11 protein-coding genes are annotated in these 11,847 nt (G+C 39.1%); 8 read left to right on the top strand and 3 right to left on the bottom strand.

Features of this window, described 5'->3' with window-relative positions; translation table 11 throughout:
* Positions 1 to 18: 18 nt before the first annotated feature.
* The 7 genes from BMX10_RS04660 (at position 19) to BMX10_RS04630 (ending at position 6,009) form a co-directional block, all read left to right on the top strand.
* Complete coding sequence (locus BMX10_RS04660) at positions 19 to 504, top strand: CBO0543 family protein (RefSeq protein WP_090440121.1); 486 nt, start codon at positions 19 to 21, stop codon at positions 502 to 504.
* Between the two features lie 127 nt (positions 505 to 631).
* Positions 632 to 1,900, top strand: coding sequence for a hypothetical protein (locus BMX10_RS04655; RefSeq protein WP_090440117.1), 1,269 nt, complete (start codon positions 632 to 634; stop codon positions 1,898 to 1,900).
* A gap of 95 nt (positions 1,901 to 1,995) precedes the next feature.
* On the top strand, positions 1,996 to 3,000 hold the full coding sequence (locus tag BMX10_RS04650; RefSeq protein WP_090440115.1) for a DUF3231 family protein: 1,005 nt from the start codon (positions 1,996 to 1,998) through the stop codon (positions 2,998 to 3,000).
* Between the two features lie 14 nt (positions 3,001 to 3,014).
* A complete protein-coding gene (locus BMX10_RS04645; RefSeq protein WP_090440112.1) occupies positions 3,015 to 3,482 on the top strand; it encodes a hypothetical protein in 468 nt (155 codons plus the stop codon).
* A 235-nt stretch (positions 3,483 to 3,717) separates the two neighbouring features.
* Positions 3,718 to 4,380 carry a stage II sporulation protein R gene (gene spoIIR, locus BMX10_RS04640; protein ID WP_090440109.1) on the top strand — a complete coding sequence of 221 codons (663 nt, stop codon included), beginning with the start codon at positions 3,718 to 3,720 and terminating at the stop codon, positions 4,378 to 4,380.
* Positions 4,381 to 4,515: 135 nt separating this feature from the next.
* Positions 4,516 to 5,568, top strand: coding sequence for a D-alanine--D-alanine ligase (locus BMX10_RS04635; protein ID WP_090440106.1), 1,053 nt, complete (start codon positions 4,516 to 4,518; stop codon positions 5,566 to 5,568).
* A gap of 15 nt (positions 5,569 to 5,583) precedes the next feature.
* Complete coding sequence (locus BMX10_RS04630) at positions 5,584 to 6,009, top strand: YwiB family protein (RefSeq protein ID WP_090440103.1); 426 nt, start codon at positions 5,584 to 5,586, stop codon at positions 6,007 to 6,009.
* A gap of 39 nt (positions 6,010 to 6,048) precedes the next feature.
* Here the strand turns inward: BMX10_RS04630 and BMX10_RS04625 are convergent, their stop codons facing one another.
* Together BMX10_RS04625 and BMX10_RS04620 are read right to left on the bottom strand one after the other, a co-directional pair.
* Positions 6,049 to 7,011, bottom strand: a complete 963-nt coding sequence (locus tag BMX10_RS04625; protein ID WP_090440100.1) for a P1 family peptidase — start codon at positions 7,009 to 7,011, stop codon at positions 6,049 to 6,051.
* A gap of 19 nt (positions 7,012 to 7,030) precedes the next feature.
* The gene (locus BMX10_RS04620; RefSeq protein WP_244272635.1) at positions 7,031 to 8,662 is read right to left on the bottom strand and encodes an OPT/YSL family transporter; all 1,632 of its coding nucleotides are present in this window, start codon (positions 8,660 to 8,662) and stop codon (positions 7,031 to 7,033) included.
* A gap of 676 nt (positions 8,663 to 9,338) precedes the next feature.
* Between BMX10_RS04620 and BMX10_RS04615 the strand changes: the two genes are divergently transcribed.
* Positions 9,339 to 10,562, top strand: coding sequence for a dicarboxylate/amino acid:cation symporter (locus BMX10_RS04615; protein ID WP_090440097.1), 1,224 nt, complete (start codon positions 9,339 to 9,341; stop codon positions 10,560 to 10,562).
* An 87-nt stretch (positions 10,563 to 10,649) separates the two neighbouring features.
* Here the strand turns inward: BMX10_RS04615 and BMX10_RS04610 are convergent, their stop codons facing one another.
* Positions 10,650 to 11,738, bottom strand: a complete 1,089-nt coding sequence (locus BMX10_RS04610; RefSeq protein WP_090440094.1) for a GerAB/ArcD/ProY family transporter — start codon at positions 11,736 to 11,738, stop codon at positions 10,650 to 10,652.
* Positions 11,739 to 11,847 lie beyond the last annotated feature (109 nt).

Genomic DNA, 11,847 nt, shown 5'->3' with positions numbered 1-11,847 from the left:
AGGAAGGAGGAATTAAGGGTGAGAAAGTCAAAGGTCTTATTCACTTCAACAATCATCGGGATATGCTTTTTACCCATTCTATTTAAAAGAAAATATAGAAAGCAGTCCTTAATTGTTTTTGTCTTCACTGGACTTGCTAATACTTGGATTTCAAATCACCTGATTACCAAAGGATACTTTTCTTTCCCAGTAAGGTATTGGCCTAAAATCTTCAAGAGTAGTGTTGTATATGATTATCTGATAGGACCCTTGATAGCCGTTGCCCATTGTCAAACCTCATTATATTCAAATGCTAAAGGAATAGTAGGACAGGCTATCCTATATAGTATTTTTCAAGCCCTAGTAGAGTACTGGGTATTAGTAAAAACCCATTTAATCAAATATAACAACAAAAAATGGAGTATTTGGCATTCCTTTGTGGGTCTTATCTTATTTAAAGTATTGCTGATTAGAGGAGCATGGACCTTAGTGAATAGAGGAATAATCGCTATAGAGGAAAAATAGCATGTGAAAAGTATCCTGAGGCTGAAAAAACCCCCCCTAAAATATAACAACAGTTGAAAGAAGCTTTTAAGATAAAACAATACCAATGATACTACCTAAGGCTTTACCTGAGGAGAGACATAATCCTATGATCAATCAAAATAACAAAAACACAAGCCGAAGAAAAATAGCCCATTTAAGTACAGTAGGGACAACACAGATCCACCTCAGAAACCCCCGTATCATTGCTTGGTGGTCTGCTGCATTTCCTGGGATGGGACATCTTTTGCTTTCAAAGTATTTAAGAGGATTTCTTTTGTTTGTATGGGAGGTAATTATCAATATGCAGGCCAATATTAATATGGCCATCTATTATTCCTTTATCGGAGAATTCCATCAGGCAAAGGAAGTCCTAAACAAGGAGTGGATGCTGCTGTATATTCCCATCTATATTTTTGCCATTTGGGATAGCTATAGAACGACAGTAGATATGAATAATGTCTATAAGCTGGCATCCAGGGAGGATGCAGAAATAAAAGCCTTCAATATTGGTGCCATGGAAATAAATTACTTAGATAAAAGAAGTCCTGCTAATGCATTTGTATGGTCTGCACTAATGCCGGGAATAGGACAGCTTTATATCCATAGAATCATAACTGCTACCTTTGTTTTAATATGGTGGATTATGGTTATTTATTTGGCTAATCTCTTGCCAGCCATTCACTACTCCTTACTGGGGCAGATTGCAGAGGCAAAGGAGGTTTTGGACATTCATTGGATGATGAACAGTCCCTCTATTTATGGCTTCGCTGTATATGATGCCTATGTCAATACCGTGGAAAACAATAGGCTGTATAATTGGGAGCAATCAAAATTTTTAAAAAGACAATACCAGTTTGAAGGATTCAACATGCCTCTAAAGGATGTAAAATATAGGAGGGATAACATGTACATTATTGCTACCTTTGAGCATAACAATTATTTGGAATTAGCCATTACAGCTGTGGAGATGAAGGGGGTTTTAAAGGAAAGAATTCTAGCTGTGCCCTTAGATAAAAGAGGGGAATCAAGAAGACTATTTGATACCCTCCACTACTCCGATGGATTAAGCCTCCTGGATCTAGGGGCAGCCTTGGGGACCATATTTATGCTTCTAGGAAGTATATACGGATTTATCTTAAGGTGGGGACCTATATGGTGGGGATTAATAGGATTGTTTACTGGATTTTTTTTGGGCTTTATCATTAAATTAGTCACTACAAAGAAGTATGAGAAAAATAGAAGTAATCTACAAAAAACATCAGAAGTAGTCCTGATGATTGAATGTCAGCAGGAGGAATTGGAGAAAATAAAAAACACACTATGGGAAAATCATGCACTTGGTGTTGCTCAATTAGATTTTCATCATACGGCATGAGATTTTTTAAAAGCTCAACAGAAAATTTTCTTACTATCTATTGAAATAAAATAAACAAATAATGAAAATAAGAAATAAATTAAGGAGGCAAAAAAATGCACATAGGAAATAAAAAGCAATTAAATGCAGCAGAAATAGCAGGACTCTGGACCTCTTATGTAAATGACAGCATGGCTGTTTGTACTCTTAAGTACTTCCTTAATAATGTCGAAGATCGAGAGGTAAAGCCTATTGTCAAGTATGCCTTAAATCTATCTGAAGAACATGTGAAGAAGATTACAGAGCATTTTCAGGAGGAAAAGCTGCCTATCCCTCAAGGATTTACAGAAAATGATGTAAACCCAAATGCCCCCAAATTATATACAGATAACTTTTATTTATTTTATTTACGAAACATGGGTAGATTAGGGGTGAATGCATACAGCTTAGCCCTAGGTTTAGCTAATCGATCTGATATAAGGGACTATTTTTCTGGATGCTTAGGCTCCTCAGTAAAGCTGTTAAATAAAGTAACCAATCTTCAGCAGGAAAAGGGTATTTTTGTTAGCGCTCCCTACGTAGAGGTGCCGAAACAGGTAGGCTTCGTGGAGAAGGAGGACTTTATGGACAATATCGTGGGGAAAAAAAGACCTTTGCTTACCATTGAGGCTGCTCATCTTTACGCAAATACCCTTACCAACATCGTAGGAAGGGGACTTCTGACGGGCTTTGGACAGGTCACCAATGCAAAGGAGATAAAGACCTTTATGTTTAGAGGGGTAGATATTGCCAGCAAGCATATAAAAATTTTTACTACTCTATTAGCAGATGAAAACATTCCTGAGCCTTCAACCTCTGATTCTTTTGTCACAGATGGAACCGAGGCACCTTTTTCAGATAAGCTGATGATGTACCATGTGGATTCTTTAAATGCAGCAGGTATAGGAAACTATACGGCAGGGATGATAGCAAGCTTAAGAAAAGATTTACATGTCAACTATGGACGCTTGGTTGCAGAGGTGGGTCAATATGTGGAGGATGGCACAAAGATCATGATCCAGCATGGCTGGATGGAGCAGCCGCCTCAGGTGATAAATCACAAAAATTTATCCCATGTCTAATTAGGTAAATAGCCATGAACCTTGACGACAGAATGGAAAAGCTATTGTGGAGTATTGCCCTTCCAGGCTTTGGCCAGATATTGAATGGGCATCTAGTAAAGGGTTTTGTATTGATTGCTCTAGAGTTTATCATTAATGTACAGGCAAATGTAAATTTAGCCATTATATCGAGTTTTTTAGGGAATACGGGTGTGGCGGTTGAACAAACCAACTACCAATGGTTGATGTTCTATCCCTGTATATATATGTTTGCCATATGGGATGCCTATAAGCACGCAGAGGGACCCAAAGCTCCCAATAGTTTCTTGCCCTTTGTATTGGCAGCTTATTTGGGCACTATAGGGGTGATTTATTCCTCAGTCTTTCAAATAAAAGGGATACTATTAGGTCCCATATGGCTTCCCATTCTTTGCTTGATGATAGGAGCAGCCTTGGGGTTTTTTATTCAGGGGTTGATAGGCAAACAATCCTTTAAAGAATAATTTTTAGTATAAGAGCAAGAAAAGCTATAGCATTGAATTCTAGGGTGCAGGATAGGAGGGCCAATAGAAAAACAGCTACCTAAGAAAAATCGTAGTTGTTTTTTATTTTTTAGAATGAAGGTAAAACAAAAGACAACAACAGTAGTAAATACTGGAGAAGAATCTGTATATTTTTTCCCCTACTTGTACATAATGATAGTAGAACAATCAAATGGAGAAAGAGGGGGAAATTAATATGTATAAAAAGTTTGTAGTAGGGATATTCATCATAGGACTTATAGGGATTCTTGCTATCAATGATAACAAAGCTGAAGAAGCCCCTCAGCTGGAGCGTCTGGGAGAAAACCTAGTAAGATTCCATGTTTTAGCCAATAGCGATGATCCTGAGGATCAGCTGCTGAAGCTAAAGGTAAGAGATAAAATTATTGAAGCTATGGAGGAAGATTTTGCAGTCTCCAGCGGGATAGAGGAATCAAGAAAAATCATTACAAATAATCTAAAAGAGATAGAAACAGCAGCTCAGGAAGAAATATTTGCAAATGGAAAAGATTATAAGGTTTCAGCAGTTTTAGTAGAGGATGTTTTCCCCACAAGGCGTTATGGGGGTACCGTATTCCCTGCTGGTAGATATGAAGCATTAAAGGTAGTGATAGGAGAAGGTACTGGAGAAAATTGGTGGTGTGTGATGTTTCCACCTCTATGCTTTGTAGATGTAAAGCATGGATTAACGGATGAAAGAACGCAGCAGGAGCTAAAGGCAGCATTAACAGAGGAGGAATATAGGATTGTTTATACCTCTGTCAATGATGGAGAATTACCTTTACAGCTAAAATCAAAAATTGTTGAAGTATTTCAAGCATCAAGAGATCAGCTAAGTCGACTAGCGTCGGTTTTTTAACATAATGTAATCATCAATAGCATAAAAAATAGTGGAGAAGATATTTCTCTGCTATTTTTTTTGCAAAGAATTAAAAGTTGAATAATAGTTATCATAAGGGTAGAATATTAATTAGATATGAAGGAAGGTGTAGCTATGGAAAAAATAAATGTGATGGTGGTATTTGGAGGGAAATCAGGAGAACATGAGGTGTCCCTGATGTCTGCTACTTCTATACTAAAGGTAATGGATAGCCAAAAATACAATGTGATGAAGGTAGGGATTACCAAGAAAGGAATATGGAAGCGATATGATGGACCGATAGATAATATTCCTACAGGAGAATGGGAAAATCTTGCCACTGATGAAGAAATCATCTCTCTAGGAAAGGACACCCCTCAAAAAATAGATGTAGTTTTACCAGTACTACATGGACCCTTTGGGGAAGATGGTACCATTCAAGGATTATTGGAGATGTTAGACATTCCCTATGTGGGAGCTGGTGTACTGGCCTCCTCTGTTGGCATGGATAAGGCTATCACAAAAAAATTATGCTCCTCTGAAGAGATACCTCAAGCTCAATATATCCCTATGCTTCACAAGGAATATAAAGAAAAAGAAATAGATTATATAGAAGCCATAGAAGAAAAGCTAGGCTATCCTGTATTTGTAAAGCCTGCTAATCTAGGCTCCAGTGTGGGCATTTCTAAAGCAAAGGATAGACAGCGGCTGATAGAGGCCATAGGATTAGCCTTTCAATACGATAGAAAAATCGTAGTAGAGGAATTTATCAATGGGAGAGAAATTGAATGCTCAGTTTTAGGTAATGATGAACCAAAGGCCTCTTTACCAGCAGAAATTATACCGTCTAATGAGTTTTATGATTATAAAGACAAATATTTTGATGGTACCAGCAGCTTTCAAATACCTGCAGATTTGCCAGAAGAGTTAACGGAGGAAATCAGAGAGCTGTCTTTGCAGGTATATAAATTGTTGGATTGCTGTGGATTGGCAAGGGTAGATTTTTTTGTGGAAAGAGAGACAAACAAAATATATTTTAACGAAATCAATACAATGCCTGGTTTTACCAAAATAAGTATGTACCCCAAGATGTGGGAGGTTACTGGCTTACCCTATGAAGCATTGATTGATGAATTGATTGTATTGGCTATAGAAAGGTTTCAAGAGAGACCTCAAGGACATCAATAGATAAGGATGGATGAGATGAAGGAAAAACGAATGATAAAGGTAATTGGAATTCAAAAAGATGAAAAGGGCCAAGAAAATAAAATTGAATTAATGACAGAAGGCACCTGCTATGAAAAAAAGGATAGCTTATATATTGTCTATGAGGAATCAGAAATCTCCGGCATGGAGGGGGCCACCACTACCCTGAAGATTGATAGAGAAAACAAGGTCTCCATGAGACGCTTCGGCAGCTCGGATTTAAAAATGATTTTTCAAAAAGGGAAGACTTTTACTTCTCAGTATAGCACCCAGTATGGCAAGTTTGACATGGAAATCTTTACAAAAGAACTAGACATACAACTGTGCAGCAGTGCAAAAAAAGGCAGCATTGAAATTCAGTATGACTTATGGATCTCTGGCCTAGCGGATACTACCAATGAACTAAAAATACAGTTGATATAAAAATATGGCTTATCTACAGAGAATAGATAAGCCATATTTTCATTCTATATCTTTACAGCTGCTTACCCCTGCTAGAGAAGTGGCTTTTTTTACTGCTCTTAAAACAGCCTCCTCCATAGCTTTAGCCCCTAAAAGGCCAACCACGCTCACATCCGTCTCTATCCTTCCTGTAGCCAGAGTAAAAATGGTGTCGCCATCCATCATGGTATGAGCTGGACGGATGGTCCTTGCATAGCCGTTATGGGCCATAGAGGCAACCTTATTGGCTTGAGACTTTGTAAGCTTGCCATTGGTAATCACAGCACCGATGGTGGTGTTGCCGGCAAATAGGTTCTTTTTGGCGCTATATTGCTGCAGCATAATTTCTTCTGTATTAGCAAAGCTCTTTTTATCTGGTTTGAGAGCTCCAGCAAGGATTTTTCCAGTTTTAGGATCCATTACATCTCCCAAGCAGTTCACTGCTACTATAGCTCCCACTATTAAATCTCCAGCTTTGACACAGTAGGTACCTAGTCCCCCCTTCATGGCGGAGGCTGCTCCTAAAAATTTTCCAACAGTAGCACCAGTACCGGCTCCCACTGTTCCCTCAATAACAGGCTGACTGCTGGCGCTTTCGCAGGCTTTATAACCCATTTCCTTATTAGGACGAGTCTTGGGGTCTCCTATTGTAAGATCAAATAATACGGCACCAGCTACAATTGGTACAGTGGTTACTCCAACATCAAAGCCAATTTTTTTTTCTTCCAGATACTCCATTACTCCGGCAGCGGCGTCTAAGCCAAAGGCGCTGCCCCCTGCCAAAAGTATGGCGTGGACCTCCTCTACTAAGTTCATAGGATTTAGCAAATCAGTCTCACGGGTACCCGGTGCACCTCCTCGAACATCTACGCCTCCGATGGCACCCTCTTCAGAAATCACCACTGTACACCCAGTGGCTGCATTTAAATCCTGACAATGTCCTATCTTGATTCCCTCTATTGCTGTAATAGAAATTTCCTGCAAAATGAATCCCTCCTTTTCTTTAGCCCATTGTAATTACTTTGATGATGGCGATAACTACGCCGGTAACACCTTCTCCTCCCAACATACCGGAAGAAACAATAACCCCTTTACCACTTTTTTCTGGCTTAACCTTAGAGACAATATAATTCAATAGTCCTCCCATGAATACAGTAGAAGAAATCATCATGGGCAAATAGATGCCAAGACCTAAGGTCATACCTGGAATATTTAATAAGTACAAGGCTGCCCCTAATACCAGACCTATTATAAAGGCAGAGGTATTAGGCAATCCTCCCACCATAGTGGAAACTGCATAGGCTTGAGGTGCCGGCAGATCTGTTCCTGGACCCATAGCGCCATAGGCTCTAAACATAACAAATAATACGATGACTGATACAACTGCCCCAATAATACCCCCAACGGTTTCTGAGATAAGCTGGGCCTTGGGATTGGTTTTTAAGATAAAACCTGATTTAAAGTCGTTTAATACATCACCAGTCAACCCACAGGCTACTGCCACAACAGCGGCTATCAAGAAACCTTCTACACCTACAGTACCAAACAGAGCCTTTACTGATAACAATACTATTATACCAAAAATCTCCATGGGATTGATACCTGTCTGTCCTGTGATGGAGGCGGCCATAGCTGTTGTCAGCCAAACCCCTAAAATAGTGATGATACTAGGAAGTAACCGCATATCTGTTAGGATGGTTAGGAATAAAGCCACCAATGCAAAAACAAAGGGTGCCCATTTTAGACTGATACCACCTTCTTTTGCTGTTTTATTCCTAAGCATAGGGCCATATATTTCCTTCGTCTTTGGAATAATTCCCTTCAATAGGACCCCGATACCTGTTCCCACCATTAGACCGATTCCTAAGCTATCCTTGAAGGCAGTAGCAGCTGCTACATCAGAAAACCATCCTGCTGATACCCCTACCGGGATAATAAAGAAATAGACCAGTGCCGCTCCAAGGAACCAGACCCCTGTAAATAAGGGACCAATGATGTAACCGATGGCAGCAGCCATTGGAGAAATCCAAATGCCAAAGAAAATATTTTTTGCCATTAGTGTGGCAGACATCCATGCCCCAGGAATTAAGCCAAGTCCATCCCTCAGGGCAGTAAAGACGGCAGTAACACCTAAGGTAGAGAATAGGGTTTTTGCCTTTGCTCCTCCTTCATCACCTGCCAAAACAGTTTCAGAGGCGGCGATTCCCATAGGGAAGGGAAGCTTTTCTCCCTCAATAAAATATTTCCGAACTAGTGCTGTAAAAATAACCCCTAATATTGTTCCCGACAAAGTAATAATTAACAGGGTTAAAAATCCTACCTCAGCATTTTCATTCAGCATCCAAATACCTGGAATTGTAAAGGCTAAGCCTCCTGCCACCATACTGCCGGCAGACATGGCTGTATGGGTTACGTTAATTTCATTTAGATTTGTTTTTCCCAGTGCCTTTAATACGGTCATAGACATGACAGCAACAAAGATAGTAGGCCATGGTAATGCCCCCATCCTAAGGGCGACATACATGGAACTGGTGGTGATGATAATAGCCCCGAGAGCACCTATAACTAGTCCGCGGAAAGTAAGTTGTTCCTTAAAGCTTTTTGCATAACGCATCTCCTTCTTAGAGACTTCCATTATTTTAACCTCCGATCTCCTGCACCAGTAGTGACAATAGGTATGTTTTTCATACAGCTTAGGAAGGTACCATCTGTGGCGCCGGGAACACCGTTATAGATAGGATTTTTGCCGGTTGCTATAGTATATGCACAGGAAATAGCTTTTACGATAGCCTCATCCTTTGAGGTTTTTGTCTAGGGTCTTTCTTCAAGTACCTCTATAGAGGCTTGGAAATTTTCATCTATTTTTGCTAAATCATCAAGAATGCTTTGGATTTGCTGTTTTAAAACTTTATGATTCTGTCCTGGAACTGTTGGGATATCCAAGGTAGACTTGAAGGAATTTATTCATAAAACTACAATATTCAGAAGATTAAAAATAAAGCAATGATTACAGGGGCTTCATGTAAGATATTTACCGTTTTTTATTGAAAAATGCAGAATTTATGCTATTGCACTGAAGGGGGATTTCATATAAAATAGAGATGAGGTCTATGTAATATTATCCATTCTTCATCTTTCCACAGGTAATAAAGGAATATTTATTGCATATTTTTAATTAGAAGAACTTATTTGAAAATTTAAACATCATTTATTATAGAAAGGAGGGAAATGACTACCGTCTGGATGAAAGGATAATGACAATAGGACTCATGGTACTTTATTATAGTTAATTGAATAAAGGAGGTTTTATTTTGAAGCTGACAACAAAGATTTTATTAGGTCTTGTAGCTGGTATTGTAGTAGGGCTGCTTTTAGGGGGCGCACCAGAAATAGCCCATACTTATATTGCACCCTTCGGAAGGTTATTTTTAAACCTAATTAACATGATCATTGTTCCATTAGTATTTTCTTCTCTAATCGTAGGTGCTGCCAGTACCGGAGACGTAAAGAAACTTGGAAGAATTGGTGGGAAAACAGTTGGTTTTTACTTAATGACTACAGCTGTGGCTGTAACCATAGGGCTTGTCCTAGGAAATGTAATGCAACCTGGTGCTGGATTGTCCATACCAGTAGACGCCAGCATAGAGGCTGGTCAATCACCGCCATTGGCTGAGACACTACTGAATATTATTCCTAGAAATCCATTTAACGCATTAGTGACTGGGAGTATGCTGCAAATCATTGCTTTCGCACTATTTTTAGGAATAGGTATCACCCTTGTAGGAGAGAAAGGCAAGCCTTTCTTAAGCTTTTTTGACAGTTTAGCGGAGATTATGTACAAAATCACTGCTTTTATTATGAGCCTAGCACCTTATGGTGTATTCGCCTTGATTGTACCAGTTGTTGCAGTCAATGGACCAGCGGTATTACTACCGTTGCTCAAGGTAATTGCAGCAGTATACATAGGAGCAATATTACATGCAGTTATTGTGTACTCCTCTATTGTAAAGATTTTTGGAAAAATAAATCCTTTAAAATTCTTCAAGGGAATTTCTCCTGCCGCCGCAGTAGCTTTCAGTACCTGTAGTAGTGCAGGAACTCTGCCGGTAACAATTAAATCCGCAAGAGATAATTTAGGAGTACCAAATGGCGTAGCCAGCTTTGTATTGCCATTAGGAGCTACCATCAACATGGATGGTACTGCTCTATACCAAGGGGTATGTGCTCTTTTCGTAGCCCAGGTCTATGGTCTTGATTTATCGATTGCACAGCAGGTTAGCATCATTCTAACAGCAACATTAGCTTCTATCGGAACTGCAGGTGTACCAGGGGCAGGCTTTATCATGCTGACGATGGTATTGACCTCAGTAGGTCTTCCATTAGAAGGATCTGCTTTGATTGCTGGGATAGACAGAATACTTGATATGGCTAGAACATCTGTAAATGTAGTAGGAGATGCTGCAGTATCAGTAGCTGTATCCGCTACAGAAAATGAATTAGATGTACCACAGGATGAAGGCATCGGAACTGTATAAAAAATAAAAAAACTGAAGCCCTAGATCTTTTTCTAGGGCTTCAGTTTTTTTTTGGAGAAGTTGCCGTCATTGATTTAAAATAAGAACCTAACTCTTGGCTTTTTTTGTCTCCTTTTTTTGTCTGATACTAAATAAGGCAAAAACAAAGAAGGGAATGAGAAAAAGATTGATAAAGGCAATGTAGGTATAATAGTTTAAGAGCCTTAACAAGACCAAGAGATTATTGGCTGCAAAAAAAGCACAAATACCAACCAAGGCGGCGATAAAGAAGGGAATCCAATTCCCTTTATAGCCCATACTTTTCAGAATGATTAAAAGGCCATAGAAGGTGATGATGTATTTAAGATACCAACCCCCCACCACCTGAAGCATCACAAACAGCTCCCCTGCCTCTAGATAACGGAAATAGGTTACCAGCTGGGTTTGTAACAGGTTGGGATAAACCATCTCGTTCACCACTTCAATGCCAAAGGTCTGAATCAGACCTGTTAAAGTTACCAGCTGCATCTGTATCACAAAAATCAACCCTATAATACTATGCCTTAACAGTTTTTTGGTGGTTTTTATTTCTGTCAAATAGGGAAAAATCAATGTAATACTTCCATAGAGACCCAGGATCTGCAGTATGGATAAAATAAAGCCTCCAGTAATACCATTTTCAAAAATAGGAAACAGATAGGCTGCATGCTTATGCTTTACCGTCAGTATGGCTAGGTTAATGCCAGAAATGGTAACAAGGACAATACCAATCAAAGTAACGATGACAACCGGTGCCAGTCCTCTCCTGACTGTATATAAAGTAGGTACTACAAAAAACAGCAAAAAATACCATATAGGGGTTTCAATCAGCATATTGGTATGCATGGCATTGGCATGGACTGCTGCGCTCTCCACCAAAGTAAAAAATAGAGTTACCAAAAACAAAAAAATCAACAGTGTCCCCAAGCTCTTTCCCAAGGCGGTGGTATAGATTTCATAAAAGCCAGTGCCTTTATGATTCTGATAAACCTTTATACAGAAAATCATATAAAGTAAAATCAATATAGAAGCAATAATCATGGCCACCCAGCTGTCCCGCATACCGTTGATGGTATACACTGTGGGATAGGTTTTTAAGGAAACTACGGTGGTGGCTACAATAAAAAAGGCAAAATGCCTGGAATTAAACTGATCCATAGGAGGAACCCCCCTTCATGAAGGTACTATATATTTTTCTATTATCTACCAAAAGGAAAAAAGATATTCTTAGTAGTTCAATTAATAGTACATATTTCTACACTCCTTT

Origin of the sequence: Natronincola peptidivorans (genome assembly GCF_900111615.1) — a bacterium.
In the GTDB taxonomy this organism is placed as follows: Bacteria; Bacillota; Clostridia; order Peptostreptococcales; family Natronincolaceae; genus Natronincola_A; species Natronincola_A peptidivorans.
The sequence above is the reverse complement of the archived record's forward strand: the minus strand, read 5'-3'. Positions and strand labels throughout refer to the sequence as shown.